General features: G+C 60.2%; 8 protein-coding genes. 7 read left to right on the plus strand and 1 reads right to left on the minus strand.

Annotation, left to right across the window (positions count from 1 at the left end):
- Window positions 1-2: 2 nt before the first annotated feature.
- The 6 genes from HPQ62_RS18250 to ureG all read left to right on the plus strand — a co-directional run bounded on the left by HPQ62_RS18250 (window position 3) and on the right by ureG (window position 5,120).
- The gene (locus tag HPQ62_RS18250; protein ID WP_174804014.1) at window positions 3-359 is read left to right on the plus strand and encodes a GFA family protein; all 357 of its coding nucleotides are present in this window, start codon (window positions 3-5) and stop codon (window positions 357-359) included.
- 30 nt (window positions 360-389) lie between these two features.
- The gene (gene ureC / locus HPQ62_RS18255) at window positions 390-2,102 is read left to right on the plus strand and encodes an urease subunit alpha (protein ID WP_174804015.1); all 1,713 of its coding nucleotides are present in this window, start codon (window positions 390-392) and stop codon (window positions 2,100-2,102) included.
- 520 nt (window positions 2,103-2,622) lie between these two features.
- Complete coding sequence (locus HPQ62_RS18260) at window positions 2,623-3,162, plus strand: peroxiredoxin (protein WP_174804016.1); 540 nt, start codon at window positions 2,623-2,625, stop codon at window positions 3,160-3,162.
- 176 nt (window positions 3,163-3,338) lie between these two features.
- Window positions 3,339-3,833 (plus strand): urease accessory protein UreE, encoded by a 495-nt coding sequence (ureE, locus tag HPQ62_RS18265; protein ID WP_174804017.1) that lies wholly within the window; start codon window positions 3,339-3,341, stop codon window positions 3,831-3,833.
- Window positions 3,826-4,491, plus strand: a complete 666-nt coding sequence (locus tag HPQ62_RS18270) for an urease accessory protein UreF (protein ID WP_174804034.1) — start codon at window positions 3,826-3,828, stop codon at window positions 4,489-4,491. Before ureE ends, HPQ62_RS18270 begins: the two co-directional genes overlap by 8 nt.
- A 17-nt stretch (window positions 4,492-4,508) precedes the next feature.
- A complete protein-coding gene (gene ureG / locus HPQ62_RS18275) occupies window positions 4,509-5,120 on the plus strand; it encodes an urease accessory protein UreG (protein WP_174804018.1) in 612 nt (203 codons plus the stop codon).
- 6 nt (window positions 5,121-5,126) lie between these two features.
- On the opposite strand, the gene HPQ62_RS18280 is transcribed toward ureG, so the two are convergent.
- A complete protein-coding gene (locus tag HPQ62_RS18280) occupies window positions 5,127-5,813 on the minus strand; it encodes a Crp/Fnr family transcriptional regulator (protein ID WP_174804019.1) in 687 nt (228 codons plus the stop codon).
- Between the two features lie 2,011 nt (window positions 5,814-7,824).
- Between HPQ62_RS18280 and HPQ62_RS18285 the strand changes: the two genes are divergently transcribed.
- Window positions 7,825-22,848 carry an autotransporter-associated beta strand repeat-containing protein gene (locus tag HPQ62_RS18285; RefSeq protein WP_174804020.1) on the plus strand — a complete coding sequence of 5,008 codons (15,024 nt, stop codon included), beginning with the start codon at window positions 7,825-7,827 and terminating at the stop codon, window positions 22,846-22,848.
- The last annotated feature ends 1 nt before the right edge of the window (window position 22,849 follow it).

The following is a 22,849-nucleotide window of genomic DNA, read 5'->3' on the forward strand; positions in this document are numbered from 1 at the left end:
TCATGACTGCTCAACATTATCACGGCAGCTGCCAGTGCGGCGCTGTCGATTTCGATGTCGAGGCCGATCTCGACCACACCGTCACCTGCAATTGCTCGCGCTGCAAGCGCCTCGGCTCGGTGCTGACCTTCGTGCCGCGCGACAAGTTCACGCTGAACAGCGGTGAGGACAGCCTTACCGAATACCTGTTCAACAAGCAGAAGATCCATCACCTGTTCTGCAAGACCTGCGGGATCGAGGGCTTCGCCCATGCCACCGGTCCGGATGGTTCGGCGGTGGTTGCGGTCAACGCCAATTGTCTCGACGGCGTCGATCCCAAGAGCCTGAGCCCGCACGCATATGACGGCGCTGCCGTATAAAACCTTCCGCCCCGCCCCAGGAGGAATTCCATGCCCTTTAAAATGTCCCGCGCCGCCTATGCCTCGATGTTCGGCCCGACCACGGGCGACAAGCTCAGGCTTGCCGACACCGAGCTCTTCGTCGAGGTCGAGAAGGATTTCACCCATTACGGCGACGAGGTGAAGTTCGGCGGCGGCAAGGTGATCCGCGACGGCATGGGCCAATCCCAGGTGACGCGGGCGGATGGCGCGGTCGATACCGTCATCACCAATGCGCTGATCATCGATCACTGGGGCATCGTGAAAGCCGATATCGGCATCAAGGACGGGCGCATTTCGGCAATCGGCAAGGCCGGCAATCCGGATACGCAGAAGGGCGTCGACATCATCATCGGCCCCGGTACCGAGGCGATCGCGGCGGAGGGCAAGATCATCACCGCCGGCGGCATGGATGCGCACATCCACTTCATCTGCCCACAGCAGATCGAGGAAGCGCTGATGAGCGGGCTAACCTGCATGCTGGGCGGTGGCACGGGCCCGGCCCACGGCACGCTCGCCACCACCTGCACGCCCGGCCCATGGCATCTGGAGCGGATGATCCAGGCGGCCGACGCCTTTCCGATGAACCTTGCCTTTGCCGGAAAGGGGAATGCATCGCTGCCCGGCACGCTTGAGGAAATGGTGCTGGGGGGCGCCGCCGCGCTGAAGCTCCACGAGGACTGGGGCACGACGCCGGCTGCGATCGACAACTGCCTGTCCGTTGCCGACAAATACGATGTGCAGGTGATGATCCATACCGACACGCTGAACGAAAGCGGCTTTGTGGAAGACACGGTTTCCGCCTTCAAGGGGCGTACCATCCATGCCTTCCACACAGAGGGCGCCGGCGGCGGCCATGCGCCGGACATCATCAAGGTCTGCGGGTTTTCAAACGTCATCCCCTCGTCGACCAACCCGACCCGCCCCTATACGAAAAACACCATCGCCGAGCATCTCGACATGCTGATGGTCTGCCATCACCTGTCGCCGTCGATCCCCGAGGACATCGCCTTTGCCGAAAGCCGGATCCGCAAGGAGACGATCGCGGCGGAGGACATTCTCCATGATATCGGCGCGTTCTCGATCATCTCCTCCGACAGCCAGGCCATGGGCCGCGTCGGCGAGGTCGCGATCCGCACCTGGCAGACCGCCGACAAGATGAAGCGCCAGCGCGGCAGGCTTTCGCAGGAGCAGGGTGACAACGACAATTTCCGGGTGAAGCGCTATATCGCCAAATATACGATCAACCCTGCCATCGCCCACGGGCTCTCGCACGAGATCGGCTCGGTCGAAGTGGGAAAACGCGCGGACCTCGTGATGTGGTCGCCGGCGATGTTCGGCGTGAAGCCGGATCTGGTTCTGCTGGGCGGCATGATCGCCGCGGCCCCGATGGGCGATCCGAACGCCTCGATCCCGACCCCGCAGCCGATGCATTACCGGCTGATGTTCGGCGCTTACGGCAAGGCCCGCACCAATTCCTCGGTCACCTTCGTGTCGGAAGCCTCGCTCGATGCCGGCCTCTCGCACAAGCTCGGCGTCGCCAAGCAGCTTCTGCCGGTGAAGAACACCCGCGGCGGCATCTCCAAGGCCTCGATGGTCCACAATTCCGCAACGCCGGAGATTTCCGTCGATCCGGAAACATACGAGGTTCGGGCGGATGGCGAGGTGCTGACCTGCGAGCCGGCCGACGTGCTGCCGATGGCGCAGCGGTATTTCCTGTTCTGAGCATGCGGCAGGTCAGTCAGGCGACGACTTTCGACACTAGTTCGGGATAGGAATAAGGTCTGCTTGGGCCGCAAATGTCGCTCGAGAATAGCAGTTGGCTCTCCGTGAGCCAGCCGACAGGGTCACCTTTGAACGTAAACAGGCCCCCAAATTTCGTACTTCGCAAAGCCATTCCCGTCGAGCTGCGTCATCCTCGGGCTTGTCCCGAGGATCTATTCACTGCTGGCGCGAGCGGAACTGGCGTTTTGACACAAGCTCTCACTGAGAATTGTGGGCTCCTTACCACTGTCGTGGTGAGATGTGCTTGGATCCTCGGGTCAAGCCCGAGGATGACCCCGAGTGAGGGGACAGGCTGCCTTCAAAACCAAAACGACAACGCGCTGATGGCCTGGTAGCCATGCACTTATCGCATACCAGCTATGACAAGCCGCCGATCGGCCCCGCCGACCTTTCAACGCCTCCCCAGAACCGTTAAAATCCGGCCACGATAAAATTCCCAAGACTGATTAAGGAGATCGCAATGATCGGCCGTAAAGTTCCGAACGTTACCTTCCGCACGCGCGTCCGCGATGAAAGCATTGAGGGACCGAACCCGTTTCGCTGGCAGGACATGACCTCGAACGACTACTTCAAGGGCAAGCGCGTTGTGCTGTTCTCGCTGCCGGGCGCGTTCACGCCAACCTGCTCGACCTATCAGCTGCCTGATTTCGAGAAGCTGTTCCCCGAGTTTCAGGCGCAGGGCATCGACGAGATCTACTGCATGTCCGTCAACGACGCCTTCGTCATGAATGCCTGGGCCAAGGGGCAGAACCTCGCGCACGTGAAGGTCATTCCGGATGGCTCGGGCGAGTTCACCCGCAAGATGGGCATGCTCGTCAACAAGGACAATCTCGGCTTCGGCATGCGCTCCTGGCGCTATGCCGCCATCATCAATGATGGTGTCGTCGAGCAGTGGTTCGAGGAAGAGGGCTTCTCCGACATGTGCGAGACCGACCCCTACAGCGTCTCTTCGCCGCAGAACATTCTGGAAAACCTGAAGCGCGAAGCCAAGGCCGCCTGAGGCCTTCCGATCCGCTTTGAAGGAAAGAAGGGCGGCCGGCCAATGGCCGCCTTTTTGTTGCTCGGCGCGTCCCCATCCACGTGCTTGCCAAGCGTCGCAATCTTGTTATGAAGGAAGGCATGCCCGGCATCGTTGCAGAGAGCATCGTTACAGGCCGGGCGCTCAGAGGGAATTGCATGCAGCGCGTCACGAGTTTCATTCCTGCGGGAGAACATGGCGGGCCGGTTGCCGGCCGGGTCGAACTCACCCATGAGGGCCGGCATTTGCGCCGCAAGGCCCTGAAGCTTGAAGACGGTTCCAGCGTGATGCTTGATCTGAAGGACGCGGTGCTGTTTGCCGATGGCGACAGGCTGGTGCTGGAAGACGGAACGCTGATCGAGATCGCCGCCGCGCCCGAGGAACTCTTCGAAATCCATGCCCATGGCAGGCTTCATTTGATCCAGCTTGCCTGGCATCTCGGCAATCGCCATCTGCCGGCGCAGATCGAGGAAGGCCGGATCCTGATCCTGCGCGACCACGTGATCCGCCAGATGCTGGAAGGCCTCGGCGCGCATGTGCACGCGGTGGTGGAGCCGTTCCAGCCGGTGCGCGGCGCCTATCATGCGGCGGGCGGTCACGATCATTCTCACGGAGACCACGATCATCACGGCCATCACCACCACCATGATTGATGGCGCAGCCGTTTCCGGCGCACCGCTTCTGAGGCTTCTCGCCTGGCTTTCGCCGGCCTTTCCGCTGGGCGGCTTTTCCTATTCAGGCGGGCTGGAGCGCGCGGCGCATGACGGCTTCGTGCGCGATGCGGACGGGCTGCAAGCCTGGCTTGCAGCAGGGCTTGCGCATGGCTTTCTGTGGAACGATGCCGTGCTGCTTGCGGCAAGCCACGGCACGGACGCGCTGGATGATATCGCAGCCCTTGCCGAAGCGCTTGCCGGTTCGCGCGAGCGCCACGGCGAGACGATGGCGTTGGGCTCCGCCTTCATGGGCGCAGCCAGCGCATGGCCGTCGCCCGTGCTCGAGCGGCTGCCAGATCCGGTTGCCCTGCCGGTCGCCTTCGGGGCGGTTGCGGCCGCCCATGGCATCGGCATCGAAGCTGCCTGCCAGGGTTATCTCCATGCCCAGGTGTCGCAGGCGATCTCCGCGGCAATCAGGCTTTCGCTTTCGGGCCAGGTGGCAGGGCTTCGGGTTCTGTCAGCCCTCGAGGCGTCCATTCTTGACACGGGCGCCCGCGCCGCCGCCGCAAGCCTTGAGGATCTCGGCGCCTGCACCTTCCGCGCGGATATCGCAGCACTTCGCCACGAAACCCAGCATTCCCGCCTGTTCCGCTCGTAAACTGACGAGGTAGACCCATGAAATCCGCAAACGGACCCCTTCGCGTCGGTATCGGGGGCCCTGTCGGCTCCGGCAAGACGGCGCTCACCGAAAAGCTCTGCAAGGCGATGAGCCGCGATCATTCCGTCGCCGTCGTCACCAATGACATCTATACCCGCGAGGATGCGGATGCGCTGGTGCGCATGCAGGCGCTCACTTCGGACAGGATCATCGGTGTGGAAACCGGCGGCTGCCCGCATACCGCCATCCGCGAGGATGCGACGATCAACCTGCAGGCGATCGCCGAACTCAATGCCCGGATTCCCGATCTCGACGTGATCTTCATCGAATCCGGCGGCGACAATCTCGCGGCGACCTTTTCGCCGGATCTCGCCGACATCACCATCTATGTGATCTCGGTCTGCCAGGGCGAGGAAATCCCGCGCAAGGGCGGGCCGGGCATCACCCGCTCCGACATGCTGGTGATCAACAAGAAGGATCTGGCGCCCTATGTCGAGGTCGATCTCGGCGTCATGGCAGCGGATGCCGATCGCATGCGCGCAGGTGGCCCCACGGTGTTCACCGACTTGAAGCGCGGCGAGGGCGTGGCGGATGTGGTCGCGTTCCTGAAGGAAAACGGCGGGCTCTGAGGGCGCTCAGAGCGCCTTCAGCGCCTCGATATCGGTGATCTCGATGGTGCGGCCCTGCACATGGACGCCGAGCGTCTTCAGCGTGGCGAAGGCGCGTGACAGCGCTTCCGGCGCCAGGCCAAGCTTGCCGGCAAGCAGGCTCTTGCGGCAGGCAAGCCGGAATGTCTGCGGCGAAGCGCCACCCGGACATTGCTCGATCAGATAATGCGCCACCCGCTGCAGCGCGGTGTTGAGCCGGTCGCCGGCAATGCAGTCGCGGGCGTCCTGAAGCTCTGCGGAAACGGAGGCGGCAATGGCGCGGGCGAAGCTGCCGTCATCGCCTGCCGCGATCTCACGCACCTTTTCCAGATCAAATGACACCAGCATCGCCTTGTCGGCGGCCTCCGCATCATAGGTCCAGATGTTGCCGGCAAACACCAGTTCGGCGCCGAAGGTATCCCCCGGCCCGCAGATGCGGATATCGGCCTCGCGGCCATCGCTGTTCTGGCGGAACAGGCGCACATAGCCGGTAACCACGCTGAAGAACTGCCGCGCCCGATCGCCTTCGTGAAACAGCTTCTGGCGCGGCGCGGCGGTCGTGAATGTCGCGCATTCCATCAGCCGGTTGGCCGATGGCAAGGTCATCGCCGCCGTCAGGCCGGTCTCGATGAATTGGGCTTTCATGCGGTCGTTCATGCTGAGCGTCGTGTTCATTGTCGCGCCTCCGCGGCCTTCATGGCGTTTTTCCACCTCATCGGCTCCCTCATCGCTGACCCGGGCCCGCCCGGCGAGCGGCCGCCCGCTGGATCGGCAGGCAGGGCGAAGGCCACCGTCATCGCGCAGAATAGAACGCCGCGGCAGCATAGGGATTGATTTCAATCAAGCGCGGCAGGCGCCGCATCGCGCCACCCTCCACAAGTATAAATCGGGCATATTATAAAATAATAAAACAGGTATATTCAAAATTAACTGTAATATAAATTCGGTTTTTGGCGCACTATTACATGATATAAATAGATATTAATCGACTATATTGACGTAAAAATCTCAGTTTGTTAGTAATGACTCGAGAATTACAAAAATAATATCATGTAAAATGGTGCGCCTTCGTTGCTTCGGGCTTTGCCCGTGGGCTTTGCTGTTATCGGGGGATATCGGAATGCTTGCCATCGATCGTCGTTACATGTCTCGACCGGAGCCCAGGGGACGCCGCAGCGCCATGCGCAGCCTCATGGCCGGCACGGTCTTCTCCGGTGCGTTGCTTCTCGGCGCGGGCGGCTTCTATTTCTCCGGCAGCGGCGCGGCGCTTGCCGATTGCTACACCCAATCGGGGACGACCTACACATTCTCGGGCAATACCTGCACCCAGGACATTCCGGAGCCGGGCGCGCTCTATTCCAGCACGAGCACACTCACCTGGAATTTCGAGAACGGCGCCAACATCACGCTGACCGACGGGCCCTTCTATGTCGGCTCTCCGGGCTCTGCAGCCGGGCTCGGAGCGGGCAATCAGGCGAACATGTACGTGAATGTGCAGAACTCCGGCACCGTGCTGACCATGGGCAACGGGGTGCCGATCTATATCGGCTACAGCGGCGCTTCATATGCAGGAGCCGGCTATCTTTATGTCACGAGCGGTGCTCGCGCGGTCCTTAATGATATTACCGTATCAAGCGGGTTAGGCGTCTATAGCGATAGCGCAAGTAAAAATCAGTATAATAACGTTGGTGTTCGATTTGGCGCGGGTACGACGGCAACCGCAAATAATATAACTTTGGTGGGAAGTCTCTCGCAAGCGGTTACGAACGGTCAACTAACAGCAAGTCAGGTTAACGTGGAGGGCGACTTTATTGTAGACGGTGGCGGCTCTTTTCAGGGTGATATTAATATCGAATCTGGTGGACATTTACAGGTAATCGGTTCTGGAAGTCAGTCAAAAGTTAGAAATCTTCATTCAAATGGAGGGCAGGTATGGCTCATGAACGGAGGAACTTTACTTTTTCCGGAGCCATACTCGTCAAATAGCATTTCCTTGAATGGAAATTCATCATTTGTTATTGGTGATCCATCAAATTACGGAAATCCACAGTACGGACCCGGAATATTAATGTATAGCAATTTGCCTACGTTGCAATCGGATGGTTCTTCCAAATTTATATTCAATCATAACGCTGTAGAATCTGACAACTATCAGTTTCCATCAATAGTATTTGCAAAGAATGCGATAACAGCGGATTTCTACTCTGGTTATACATGGTTCTATTTTATATTAGCTGGCGCATATGGTAGTAAATTCAATATATACAATGGTGCGACTCTAAATGCACGCGCTACAAATAGTGCGGATATTGTTGTTTTGGGCGGGAATTTAATCCTCGCAGGTGGCCAAAACTCAGTTGATGTACAGTCAGGAACTGTCAGCTTTGACAACGCAGAAGTAGCAACGTCTGTAACGATCGCACCTGGAATCGTTTCTTATTGGACTCCAAGTGGAAATGGTGACGGTTTAGCTGCTGTAAACGGTGATTTGAGGCTAAATGGAACCGCAAATATTTATGTATATCTTAAGAATAGCCCTCAAATTCTTGTGAGATATTATGGAAGTTTGCTATCGAAATTCTCTGACGTAAAAGTATATGCTGTATATGATGGTTACGCGGAGATTCCGAAGACAGCGTATGAGTTAGATTATAATTATCAAGGTCTCAACAAGATCGCTGTCATTGTGCGAACCGAGCCTCCCGCCGGCGACTTCGTCTACTGGAGCCCAGGTTCCGGCACCCCTCCGGCGGGCGGCGCCGGCGGTTCGGGCAGTTGGGACACGACCACCAGCAACTGGACGATCGAGGCCGGCGGCAGCCGTGGGGTTTGGCCCAATGCCGGACAGACCGCCTATTTTTCCAGTGGTTCCGGCACGGTCACCGTCAGCGGCTCCAACAATGTCGTCTTCGGCGGGATGGAGATCACGGGCGGGAACTACACCTTCACCGGCGGCAACCTGAAGATGAATGGCGGTGGTGCGACCATCTATGTGGATTCGGGAAAGACCGCCGAGCTCAACCTCTCCGTAAGCGACAATACCCAGTCGGCCCGGCTGACCAAGACCGGCAGCGGCACGCTCATCCTCTCCGGCAGCAATACGTATAATGGCGGAACGGACATTCAGCAGGGCACGCTGCAGCTTGGCAGCAACAGCACCAATGGTACCGTCAGGGGGGCTGTTAGCGGCGGCGGCACGCTCTCCATCCTGGCGTCCTCGAACATTGAATTCGGCAATAATATCAATTCTTTCTCGGGCAATGTCGAGATTGGAAGCATAGCGGCGCACATTGTCGTGACGCTTACAGCCGACAATAGCAGCTACAGCGGCACGACCTCTTCATACGGTCCAGCGCCGACGATCAACGTCGTTGGAAAGCTTGGCGGCGATGTCGTCATCCAAAGCAACAGTTATGCCACGCTGTCCGGCACAGGGACTGTGGGTAGCCCTGGCCGTACTGTTACGATCTTCGGGCCGGATCAACCGGGTGCCAACGGATTGATATCCCCTGGCGACTATCGCTACGGCAATGACTATACCGCGATCGGGACGCTGACGATCGCCGGCAATCTGTCTCTGGTAACTCCGCAATCGGCTCCGGGGAAGGACCTCGCTCCGATTACACTTTTGCAGACTGGCGACAGTAGCGCCAATAGCGATCTGATCGTGGTGAATGGCAATCTCGCCATCAGCGGTGCGCTGATTGTCGATTTCTTTGGAACCCGATATGGAAACGACAATCCCTATGTCCTGTTCACTTATGGCGGCAGCGAAGTCGGTGAATATTCATATATTGAGATATTAGATGAAAATGACAATTCCCGTCACCTCGGAGATAATGAGTATAGTATAGATTACCATTACAATGGAAATAGTGTCGTTCTATACGTTTATAAAGGGTTTTCCGACCAGGACTTCTACTGGAACGGCGGTACAGGCGGCAATGCGCCGCAGGCGAATGGTGCGGGCGGAAACGGTACATGGCAATCCGCAAGTTCGACTGGCACCAAGAACTGGAGCAATCAAAGCGGCAGCCAGACAAGCGCCTGGGTCAACGGCAAGACCGCGCATTTCGCCACCAGCGCGGGCACGGTCACAGTCGGCGGCAGCGATATTTCGGCAGCGGGGCTGGTCTTCGAGATCTCGGGGTATGTCATCACCGGAAACGGCATTACCCTTTCGGGTCCGTCGCCAACCATCGATGTCGGCGGTAACGACGCGCTCGTCGATGTAACGATAACGAGCAGTGGCCTCACGAAGACCGGCAGCGGTACGCTGACCCTGTCGCAGGCCAATCAGATCACCGGCACCTTGACGATCAGCGCGGGGATGCTTCAGCTCGGCGGTGGTGCAACGTGGCAGAACGGCTCCGTGCAGAGCGCGATCAATGGATCTGGAACCCTGCAGCTCTACGCGCTCGGCGACATCTCGTTCGGCAACGATATCAACAACCTGCTGGGCGATTTCCAGCTGAGAAGCACCGATACCAGCATCATCACGCTGACGGGGTCGAACGGCTCCTATAATGGCACCACCACCAATGCCGGCGGAACGGTGGTAATGAATGTCATGGGTAGCCATGGCGGCTCGATCTTCATCAATGGCAATACCACATTGGCAGGCACCGGCACGGCCGGCGGCAATGTTACCATCGGCCAGAACGGCAACGTCGGCAACCTGAAGCCCGGCGATTATACCGCCGGCGAGAATGCGACCGGCACGCTGACGATCGGCAACAACCTGACACTTGCGGGCGGGGCGCTGACGACCTTGCAAATCGGTGACGGCCCGTCAGACCTCGTGGTCGTTCAGGGGTGGCTCACCCTGGGCGGCACGCTCGCCGTCTATTTCTCCGGCCAGAACTTCGACACGCCCTATACGCTGTTTACCTATGGCAGCTATTCCGGCAGCTTCGGCAGCGAGCAGGTCTGGCAGAACGGCACGCAGCTGTCGCAGAGCGACTACAGGATCATCCCCAATTACAATGGCAATAACGAAGTCGTTCTGGTCCTTCTCGGCGCGCTGACGGATCAGGATTTCTACTGGAACGGCGGCACCGGCTCAAATTCCCCGCAGCCGAATGGGGCCGGGGGAAGTGGCACATGGGCCAGCGAAACGGAAACGACCTATACCAACTGGACCGGACAGTCCGGCGAAAAGCTGAGCGCCTGGGTGAATGGCAAAACGGCGCATTTTGCGACGGGAGGTGGCACGGTAACTGTTGGCGACTGGGGTATTTCGGCTGCAGGGCTTAGCTTTGATGAAGGCAACAGAGGCTATAAGATTGTCGGCAGATCCATCACGCTTACCGGCTCTTCTCCCGTCATTTACGTTGATCCCGGCGACCATCTTTTTCTTATTGAACAAGCAGAAATAGCAAGCTTCATCATTTCGGAAAATGGTTTTACAGTTTCGGGCGGTGGCTACCTTTTTCTTTATGCAGATAATACAGAATCCGGTGATATAACATTGACGGATGGTAGTTATCTATTTCTCGGAAATACAGGCGAAAGTAACGCTTTTGTAAGTGGCTCCATCAGTGGGGATGGAAGCCTTGTTGTATATGTAGCGGAGAATAGATATTTCGATAATGATATAACAGGGCTATTGGGTGATTTTAACATCTACTCTTCGGTGGGCGACTATGTAGAACTGGAGATAGATGATAATACAAATGCGAGATTTTTTGGAAAGACGACGGTTTCTTTCCTCCAGGGCGGGTTGGTGCTCAACGGTTCTCTCGGGGGGGATGTCTATATACAGAGCGGTTTACTCGCTGGTGAAGCGACCATCGGTGGCTCTGTAACGATGTATGGAGATAGTTATAACGTTGCCACTGTTAAACCTACCGGAACGATGACGATCGCTGGGGGGATGCAGTTTGCGTATAATTCCGAATTGTATATGGATGTTGGCGATTCAGATTCAGACTTAATCAACATCGCAGGTGCGGCCGATCTTTATGGAGGTGTTTTCTATATTTACTTCTCCGGCGAGAACTACGGAGATCCCTACACGCTCATTACGTATGGAAGTAGTAGCGGTGCTCAATTCTGGGACGATTATGTCTATGACATGAACGATGGCGGCCGGACGCTTAGCAGCAGCGAATACCACCTCGACTACAATTACAATAACACGAATTCTGTCGTTCTGATCGTCTACGGTGCCCTGCCGGGACAGGAATATTACTGGAACGGCGGCACCGGCGGCAATGCGGCGACCGCCTATGGCATGGGCGGCAACGGTACCTGGAGCAGCTCCGCCGGCACGCGCAACTGGACCGATGATACCGGCAGCAACATCAGCGGCTGGAGCAATGGCAAGACCGCGAATTTTTACCGCAATCCGGGCACGGTCACGGTCTCCGGCAGCGGCATTACCGCAGCAAGCCTGGTCTTCAATGTCGGCGGCTATCTCTTGACCGGCGACGGGATCGCGCTTTCCGGCACGCTGCCGGCGATCCATGCCGATACCGGCACGACGACGCTCGATGTCGCGATCACCAGCACCAATCTGGCTCTGCCGGGCGCCGGCACGGTGGTTCTGACCCGCTCGAATGCGATCACCGGCACGGTAACGGTCGAGGGCGGCACACTGCAGCTCGGCGCTGCGGGCTATGGCACCGGCAGCTTCTCCGCCGCCATTTCCGGCTCCGGCCTGCTCGGCATCTATGCGTCAAGCAATTACGCCTTCGCCAATTCGTTCAGCGGCTTCTCCGGCGATCTGCACCTTGCAAGCTCCGGTTCCAGCATCATCACCATCAGCGGCACGAACGGCGGATACCAGGGGGCCACCACCAATGTCGGCGGCACGCCGATCCTGAACGTCTCGGGCAATCTCGGCGGCACCGTCACCATCGATGGCGGGATGACGCTTGCGGGCAATGGCACGGTGGGAAGCGCCGACACGACCGTTGTCATCGGCGCGACGAGCACGAGCTACCTGAAGCCCGGCGACTACAGGTTGGGCGAGACCGCGACCGGCACGCTGACCATCGGCGGCGGCCTGACGCTCAACCCGACATCATCGGGGATCGGCGCATCCACCCGCCTGCAGATTGCAGACACCAACACGGATCTCGTGGTGGTCGGCGGCGCGCTGGGTCTCGGCGGCTATCTGAGGGTCGACTTCTCAGGCACCAAATTCGGCCCCTACAATCCCTATGTGCTGTTCAGCTACGACAGCTATACCGGGGATTTCGACAAGGAGGAGGTCTACGACGTCGCGAACGGCAATGCGCTGATGACGTCGGATGAATACAAGATCATCCTCGACTACCAGAATACCAACCAGGTGGTGCTGATCGTCTACGGCCAGATCGCCGATCAGGATTTCTACTGGAACGGCGATGACGGCGCCAACCTGCCGGTCGCAAACGGCGTGGGCGGCGATGGCAGCTGGAAGGATGCAAGCGCCACCAGCACCAAGAACTGGAGCGACAAGGCCGGTCAGATGATCAGCGCGTGGGTCAATGGCAAGACCGCCAATTTCGACACGCTTGCAGGCAACGTGACCGTTGACGGCACCAGCATTTCGGCCGCAGGCCTCAACTTCAATGTCGATGGCTACATCCTGACCGGCAATGCCATCACGCTCTCCGGCGCGGCGCCGGCCGTCAGCGTCGCCTCCGGCGATGCCACGCTCGACATCGTCGTCACCGCCACCGGTCTCACCAAGACCGGAACAGGCACGCTGATCCTGACCCAGACCAACCCGGTCTCCGGCACGATCGCGATCAGCGGCGGCACGCTGCAGCTCGGCGCCTATGGCTATGGCAACGGGTCCGTCACCGGCGCGATTACCGGAAGCGGCCTGCTCAGGATCTATGCGACTGCGGATCAGGTGTTTGCAAACGACATGACCGGCCTGACCGGCAATTTCGAGCTTGCCAGCGATGCGGCGAGCATGATCAGCGTGACCGGCGCAAACGGCACCTATGCGGGGACGACCAGCAATGTCGGCGGCACGCCGATCCTCAACGTCATGGGCGCGCTCGGCGGCACCATTTCGGTTGATGCCGGCATGACGCTTGCAGGCACGGGCACGGTCGGCAGCGCGGGCACGATGGTGACCGTCGCCGCCGTCAGCGCGGGCAGCATCAAGCCCGGCGACTATCGCAATGGCGAGACCGCGACCGGCACGCTGACGATCGGCGGCGATCTAACGCTGACCACGTCCGCGACCATTGGAGAGGGATCGACGCTCTGGCTGCAGATCGGCGACACCAATTCCGACCTTCTGAACGTCACCGGCGCGCTGGCGCTCGGCGGCCTGATCAGGGTCGATTTCTCGGGCACGCAATATGGTCCGGACAATCCCTATCTGCTGGTGAACTACGGCAGCTATACGGGCGATTTCGGTTCAAAAATGGTGGTTGAGGGCGGGCGGACGCTCACGCCCGACGAGTACGAGATCCTCGTCGGCTACAACAATACCAACACCATCGTCCTGATCGTCTACGGCACGATCGCGGATCAGGATTATTACTGGAACGGTCTCACCGGCGCCAACCAGCCGACCCCTTACGGCGCGGGCGGGGACGGTAGCTGGCGGGATGCAAGCGCAAGTGATACGCGCAACTGGACCAATGAGGAAGGCTCTCAGCTCAGCCCCTGGGTTGACGGAAAAACGGCGGTCTTCGATACGCTCGCCGGCACCGTCACTGTCGAAGGCACCCAGATCCAGGCCTCCGGCCTCTATTTCAATGTTGACGGCTATCTCCTGACCGGCAACGGCATCTCGCTCACCGGCACCTCGGCGGTGATCGATGTCAGCGCGGGCGGCGCAGCCTATCAGGCCATCCTCGACATCGTGCTCACGGGCAGCGGGTTTACCAAATCCGGTGGCGGCACGCTTGTCCTGACGGAGGCCAACCTCATCACCGGCACCGTCACCATGAATGGTGGCACGTTGCAGCTCGGCGATTCCGTCCGCGGCAATGGCTCGGTCGGCGGACCGATCGCCGGTTACGGCGATCTGGTGCTTTATGCCGCCGCCAACCTCACCTTCGACAACGACATCACCGGTTTGAATGGCAGTTTCGCCATCGAGGGCCCGAGCGATGTGCTGATCGCGAATACCGTCAATGCCACGTTTGCCGGTCCGACCGATTTCCTCGGCACCGGCACCCTCAACGTCACCGGCAGTCTCGGCGGCGCGCTCAGGCTGCAGAGCGGCACGCTTGCCGGCAACGGCGTGCTTGGCGGAACCGTGACCGCCTACAGCGGATCGACGATCGCGCCCACCGGCGTGCTCTCGATCGGCGGCGATCTCGTGTTCCAGTCGGGCTCCGGGCTGATCATGATGGTCGGCGGCGCAAATGCGGATCTGATCGATGTAACGGGCGCGCTCAATGCAAGCGGCAATCTCACGGTGTCGCTGGCAAACGGCAGCACGTCGGGGGTCTATCCGCTGATCAATGCCACCAGCGTATCCTCGACTTTCACCGTGCTCTCCAAGCCGAATGGCTCGACCGTTGAATATCTGCCCAACCAGGTGCGTCTCGTCGTTACCGACGCCAACGGCCAGGTGGGGCTCTACTGGAACGGCCAGATCTCCCAGAATTCGGGGCTTGTCGGCGGCGACGGCACCTGGAACACCAGCAATATGAACTGGACGGATTCGACCGGTTCGTGGGCTTCGCGCACGTCTTGGGTCAATGACGGTACGGGTCTTGCAATCTTCGCCGGCACCACGGCGGGCAATGTCCAGCTCGTCTCCGGCATCCAGGCGTCCGGTCTCGATTTCCGCACCGCCGGCTACAGGCTCTACGGCGCCGATTTTGTGCTGACGGGCGTGAGCGGCACGGCCACGATCAATGTCAGCGCGACGACGGCGACGATCGATACCGGCATGACCGGCAGCGTCGCCGTCAACAAGACGGGCACCGGCACGCTGGTCCTCAGCGCCATCAACGGCTTTACCGGCGGTGTCACGATTTCCGGCGGGACATTGCAGATCGGCGACAGCACCTATGGCGCGGGCGATGTGCTGGGCCCGATTTCGGGAAGCGGCACGCTTGACTATTACGCGCCCGCACTCCCGGCTTCTGGCATCGAGTTCGACAATGACATCACCGGTCTTACCGGCAACTTCAACGTCATCGGTCCCGGCATCGTCAATTTCACCGGCAACAATGTCGCCTACGCCAAGACCACCACCGTTTCCAAGGGCACGCTCAATCTGCTGGACTACGGTATCGGCGGCACGGTCAATGTCAGCGGCGGCACGCTTTCGGGCAATGGCGCGACGATCGGGGCCGGCAACACGACGGTGTCCATCGGCCTGACGACCGCCTCGATCCTGTCGCCCGGCGATGCCTCCGACCCGGCGCAATACAAGTATGGCGGGCTGACGATCCTCGGCAATCTTACCCTTGGCGCCAATGCCACAACCAAACTCGAGCTTGCCCAGAGAAATCTGAAGAATGATCCGACAGCCAATGACGTGGTGACGGTCAACAGCGCGCTGTCGATCGCCGGTTCACTCAATGTCGTGATCGATTCCGATCGCTACGGGCTTTACTACCTGATCGGCTACGGCAGCTATTCGGGACAGTTCGGAGCAACATCGGTGACGTTCAACGGAACCGTTCTGACGAGCGATCAATATGAGATCTGCTACGATGCCTCAGGCGCCTGTTCCGGCGTGGGCGAGGCCGGTTATGTGACGCTCGATATCGTCAACGCGCCAGCCGGTCAGGACCTCTACTGGAATGGCGGCACCACGATCGGCACGGGTGCGCCGGTCGGCGGAAACGGAACGTGGTATGACGAGAGTTTCTACGCCGCAGATGAGACGAATCCGGCCTTCCAGTATTGGACCGACGCGACCAACACGGCCATCTACCCATGGACGGACGAGCGCAATGCCGTATTCATGGGCCAGGCGGGTACCGTCCAGGTCAATGATACGGGCGCGCCGATCCTTCTTGGCGGGCTTGAATTCCGGGTCGATGGCTATGTCCTGCAATCGGCGACGTCGCTCAACGCGGCGCTGACCATCAGCAGCGCCTTCAATCCGCTCAACGTCAATGTCATCAATGCCGGGGATACGGCGACGATCGCGCTCGATCTGAAGCCGGAGGCCGCGCTGAACGGCATGGGATCCGTCAGCAAGAACGGCGCTGGCACCGTCTCGTTCGCCCACGACATGAGCTATGGCGGGTCGACGGAGATCGAGGACGGCACGCTGCAGCTCGGCACGGCGCTGCTCGGCGGCTTGTCGGGATCGGTCAAGGGCGACGTCCAGATTGGTCAGCTTGCGATCTTCTGGCTTTATGATGTCACGGGCGACGCGCTCGGCAACACCATCACCGGCGAAGGCCAGGTGCTGATGAACCGTGCCGGCTATACCATCAGCTATACGGGCAACAGCCAGGCATTTGCGGGTGATCTCTATATTGCGGCCGGCACGCTGACACTCCAGACGAATGCCACGGCGCCGACGCTTTCGGCCGCCTCGCTTCATCTCGGTCCCGAACAATCCGCCGACCAGGCCACGTCGGATGGCGGAGCGCTGCTTCTCAGCGGTTCCGGTGCGCTGTTGCAAGTCACCCAGGAAGCCTTCATCGGGTATGGGAATGGCGGAAGCTATGCCGCAGCCCTGAAGGTAGAGGCGGGGGCGACGTTCTCGGCCACCGGCGAGACTGATATCGTCTTTGCCGCAGAGCCCGGCACGGCGGCGGATGCCCTGGTGACCGGCAGCCAGTCGATCCTGAGAGCCGACAACGGCGATATCCAGATCGGCCTTTCCGACACCAGCACGGTTTCGATGGAAATCGCCGACAGCGGTATCGTCCGGACGGGCGGTGGCAATATCCTGATCGGCGAGGGCAACAACACGACGGTCACCGTCACGGTTCACGATGGCGGGTTGCTCGATGCGCCGCAAGGCCAGATCGTCATGGGCCAAGCCAATGGCAGCGGCGGCGCCACGTCGACGCTCAGCATCGGTGGCGCGGTCGGCTCGACCCCGCTCGACCCCGGCCAGCTTTCCGGAACCCAGCTTCTGTTCGGCGGTGGAACGCCGCTTCTGAGCTTCAATCACAAGGCGGTCGCCAGCGATGCCTATACCATGAGCATCGACATGGCCTCGGTGAAGGATACGGCCGCGATTTCGCACCGCAGTGGCTTCACGACCTATACCGGCAACGGTTCAGGGTTTATCGGCAAGACCACCATCGTCGGAGGAACGTTGAACGTGAATGGCACGCTGGGCGGGCTCTTCGACGTTCAGGCCGGCGGTACGCTCTCGGGTATCGGTACGATCAGTTCGGCCACGGGCACGGTCCAGGTCGGCATCGGTTCCGGCAGCACCAATTTCGCGGTTCTGTCGCCCGGTGACGGCATATCCGCCGCGGCGCTTGCCGGAAACCCTTCCTATGGCACGCTTACCGTGCTTGGCGATCTGTTACTCTCGACGGAATCGAAGTCGATCTTCGAGATGAGCGTTGCCAACTACCCGGCCGGCGGACCGGATAATGACCTGGTCGCGGTCGGCGCCACGCTGACGCTTGGAGGGGCACTGGAAGTCGACGTTCTCTCGGCACCCTCGTCCACGGGCGACAAATACATCCTGTTCACCTCGCCGAACAACATTACCACGGACTATGCCCGCGCCGACGTGACGGTGACGGCTGCAGGCGTGAATACGGGGCGGTTCGAGACCGGCACGCAGCAGAACCCCTCAACGCTGCTTTTCGAATATTTCATCGAGCTGTACCAGACGCCTATCAACACTGCGCTTTACTGGAACGGCTCGGTGCTGCAGCCGAACAACCAGGTCAATGGCGGAACAGGAACCTGGATCGTCAATGCACAGCAGACCAACTGGACCGACCAGAACGGGACGCTCTCCTTCGACTGGGCCTCTCCCAATACCGCGATCTTCACCGCGCAGGCCGGCACGGTCAGTGTCGACGGATCAGGCTCTCCGCCCATTCAGGTGACGGGACTGATCTTCGATGTCGACGGCTACGTTTTGACCTACACCACGTCGGCAGCCGCCGACAGTCTGGAACTCGTCTTCGACCAGAATGGCGCGACGCCGGTGATCGAGGTTGATACCGGCACCGCCCAGATTGGCGTCGTGCTCACAGGCGCGGACGGCATGGAGAAGACCGGCAACGGAACGCTGGTCCTGGTCGCAGACAATACCTATGATGATGACACGCTGATTTCGGCCGGCACGCTCCAGCTCGGCAGCACCGCGAGCGCGCTCAATGGTTCCATTGCCGGTGATATCGTGTTCGGCAACAATGTCGGGCTCATCCTCGCGATCGAAACCGTTGGGGCAAGCACCTTTGCCAATAATGTCTCGGGTCCCAGCCAGGTCGGCGATATCAACATGCGCGGTTCCGGCACGCTCACCTTCTCCGGCGATACGACCGGCTTCGACGGTGATGCCTGGGTCTACGAGGATGCGATCGTCAACCTGACCGGCACGCTGGTGAGCGACAAGCTGCAGATCGGTCTCGACAAGGCAGGGCTGAACCCGGGCACCAGCGCGCTGGTTGTGACCGGTAGCGGACGCGGCAATATCGGTACGCCTACGACGGGTGCAGCGGTTCTGACCACGAGTGGTTCCGGCACCGCAGCGCTTGCCTTCGGCGCGCTGAGCGCGAATGCGGCTGCCCAGTCGGGCTTCCTGCAGCTTGCCTCGATCGTGTTTGAAAGCACGGGGACGAGCCTGGTCTTCAATCACACGGCAACGGATCTCACCCTGTTCAATCTCGGTGCGCAGATCAGCAGCGCAAATACAGGGCAGGGCACGATCCTGCAGCAGGCCGGCTTTACCCATTATTCCGGCGATGCGGACGGCTTTTTGGGTATCACGAGTATTACCGGCGGCACACTTGATCTGGCCGCTGGGCATCTCGGCGGTCAGACGACCGTTTACGGCGGCACGAGCCTGACGGATCCGAACTACGGCACGCTTTCCGGCGAGGGTGTTCTCCAAAATGCCACCGGTACGGCGCTCACCGTCAAGGCCTATGGCACGCTTGAAAATGCTTTTGGTAAAACTCTGACGGTCAATGGTACTGCATCTTTGGAGAACGAATCCAGATTGATTGTTCACCTGGAATCCGACCAACTCAACGCTCCCCGCCCACACCCGCTTTTCGACATCACAACGATCACAACGGATCCTACGACGGTCATCTATCTCGATGTTCGCCCTGTTGGCGGTGACGTGCTTGCCAACGGCTCTTACCTGTTGATCGAGTATTCGCGCTGGACCAATGCGAACAACAACCAGTTCTCGATTATCCAGGCCGGTCTGGGCTACAGCATCGATGTCAGAACGAGCAGCCGCCTCGTTTATCTCGATGTCAATTCGACGATCGTGCCGCGGCCCTACTGGAATCCGAGCCAGGCCACGACGCCGGCAAGCTTCGGCGGCAACGGCACGTGGTCGATGCTGGGCGCCGACCTCAGCTGGTCCGATGATACCGGCGCCAACAACGGTGGCTGGACACAGGGGGCTACGCCAATCTTCTCCGGGCAATCCAGCACCGTGAAAGTGGATGTCTCGAGCGGAGCGATCACAGTTGGCGGCTTCGATTTCCAGGCGAATACGACACTGATTGTCACCACGCCGGGGGTCGACACGCTTGCGCTCTCCAGCAACTCCTCCTTCGCGACGGCAACCGTTGCAAGCGGCGTCACCGCGACGGTCGATCTTCCGCTCACCGGCAGCGCCGGTCTGCTGAAGGCGGGCGCCGGAACGCTGGAACTCACCGGTATGAACACCTTCACCGGCGGCGCCAGCGTTCTGGAGGGAATCCTGGAGCTGACCGACAGTGCCACGACGGGTGCGATCGGGAGCCTGGCCGGCAGCGTGTCGATCGAGCCCGGAGCAACCTTTGCCGTGGATACGGCGGGCACGGCGGTCTTCAATGCCGCAAACCAGATCCTTGGCGGCGATTTGCTGGCGACCAACAATCCGAATGCGCCTGCCAGTGACTATCCCCACTTCCATATCGTCAAGGGCACAGTCACGCTCAACAGCGACAGCATCCGTTTCGAGGGGATCACGACGGTCGACGGCACGTTGCAGGGCCAGGGCAAGCTTGGCGGGGATACAACGGTCAACGGAACGCTTTTCGGAACCGTCAGCAATCCGACGCCGCTGACGCTCGAAAATCTTACGCTGGCAGCGGCGGGAACGCTTTCCGTCGAGCTCAACACGACGCCGAATTCCACGCCCCTGATCAAGGTCTCCACCTTCACGCCCGAGGGCGCGGATGTCCTCATCACCGTGGCGGGCGGCGGAGATCCCAATACGGCGCTGCGCGATGGCGACTATTTCCTCATCGAAATGCCGACCGTGCCTACCGGCGACCCCAACCTGACCCTTGATCCCTCGATCACCAATCCGAACTACGAACTCGTCTATCTGATGAAGGGGCTTTATCTGTACGTCGATGACGGGCTCCCCGATCTCTACTGGAACCCCTTCCAGCGCACAGCGCCCTCCTCGCTCGGCGGTGCCGGCACCTGGACGGCGGATGTCAACAACAAGGACTGGTCGGACCAGACCGGCGCCAATAACGGCCCGTGGCAGGACGGTGCGATCGGCTATTTCACCGGCACGGCAGCAACCGTGAATGTGGCTTCGCCCGCCAGCGGTCCGAGCACCGAGCAGATCCGCTTCGCCGGCCTGGTGTTCACGGTCGATGGCTATACCCTGACAGATAACGGCAATAGCGACATCCTGACGATCGCCGGCGCGAATGCCAATGTCGACGTCGAGGGCACCGCAACAGCTACGATCGCGCTGCCAGTCGCCGGCAGCGGACAGCTTACCAAGACCAACACCGGTACCGTGATACTGACGGCGCAGAACACCTATCAGGGCGGTACGAATGTTTCGGACGGGGTTCTGCAGGTTGGCCAGGCCGGCAATATCTTCTCTGCAGGCAACATCAATATCGGTTCATCCGGGAATTTCAGCTGGGCGTCCGATGTCGATTACACGCTGTCCGGCAAGATCTCCGGAGGCGGGCTGTTCAGCAAGGACAAGAGCGCTTCAAAATTGTTCCTGACCGGAGACAGCAGCGGCTTTGCGGGCCAGACAGCCATCAATGCGGGTACGCTCTCCCTGACCGGGGCTCTTGGAGGAAAGATCACGGTTGGCGGTGGCGCCTATGTTACCGGGACCGGCACTTTCGGTGATGTCACCTTGGCAAAGAACGCGACGTTCATCGTCGGTGACGGCGCAAGCGTGACATCGGCCTCACCCGTCAACACGCTCACGGCCGACAGCGACTCGACCATCAGCGTCACGGCTGATTTCGCCTTGGGCCAGGCGAGCGTGATTGTTTCTGACGGCGATGTGACGCTGCAGCAAAATGTGATCGTGACCTTCGCGCACCAGGTCGGCGTTCAGCAAGGAGACAACGTAACGATCATCAAAAGCACGAATGGCCAGATCAACGAAGCTGCGGCGCCGTCCATCGCGGCAGGCGGTGGCGCGCTTGTTTACGACAGCATAGTCAAAAACAACAATGAACTTGTGGTCTTCGTGGCTTCGACCTTGCTGGAGGCGCGCTGCGGTGATTTCGCGCTGTCGGTCAACTCTTGCGGCACGATGGAAGCGGTGCAGACGCTGCCGCCGGCAACGCCGCTCTACGAATCCGTCCAGGCGGCCGGTCGTGATGAACTCGATGACGCTCTCTCCTCGCTCTCGGGCGATGCCTATGCGTCGATGAGCGGGGCGATGGTGGCGAACAGCCATTATCTGCGCGATGCGACGGGCCGGCATGTGCGCGGCACGCTCGGCGGTATCGCGGGCGGGGAGACGATTTCCGCGGTCAGCAATTATGCCGCCGAAACCCCGGTGCTGACACCCTTCGGCGCCTTCGTCGAGGAAAACAGCGGCATCGGGGTCTGGGCGACGGGCTATGGCTCCTGGTCGCGCATCAAGGGCGAGGGCGGCAGCGCGACGATCACGGATTCTGCCGGCGGCTTCTATCTCGGCGCCGATTTTGCGGCCTTCGACACGATGCGCTTCGGCGCGGTCGTCGGCTACGGCCAGTCCAGCTACGAGGTCGATGCCCGCAATGTCACGGGCCGGAGCGATGATTTCACGCTCGGCTTCTACGGCGGCGGCCAGTGGGGCGGGTTCGGGTCCGATTTCGGCATGGCCTATACCTGGCACGATGTGACGGCGGACCGCGAGATCGACTTCTCGACGCTGTCGGAACGCGAGCGCGGGACCTATGATGCCGGCACGTTCCAGGTCTATGGCGATCTCGGCTACACCTTCGCGATCACCGACAGCTTCCAGATCGAGCCCTATGTGGATGCGTCCTACATCCATCAGCAATCGGGAAGCTTCACCGAGGCGGGGGGCGTTGCGGCGCTGTTCCATCCGGAAAGCGAGATGGATACGTGGTTCACGACGGTGGGCGTGCGCAGCGCCTGGGAGTTCAGGCTTGGCGAATACCAGAGCCGGCTGACGGCTGCGGCCGGCTGGCGGGCGGGCTTCGGCGATCTGAACCCTGCCGAACAGGTGGCGTTCGACGGCGGCGACGTGTTCGGCATCACCGGCGCGCCGCTTGCCAAGAACCAGGGGATCGTGTCGGTCGGCTTCGAGACCCAGTTCACCGACAAGGTCTCGGTCGGCCTCAACTATACCGGCCAGTTCGGCGGCGGCAATGAAAGCCAGAACGTCTCCGCCCGCCTCAACATCCGCTTCTGAG

The sequence above is a fragment of the Martelella limonii genome (assembly GCF_013344475.1).
GTDB classification, from domain to species: Bacteria; Pseudomonadota; Alphaproteobacteria; order Rhizobiales; family Rhizobiaceae; genus Martelella; species Martelella limonii.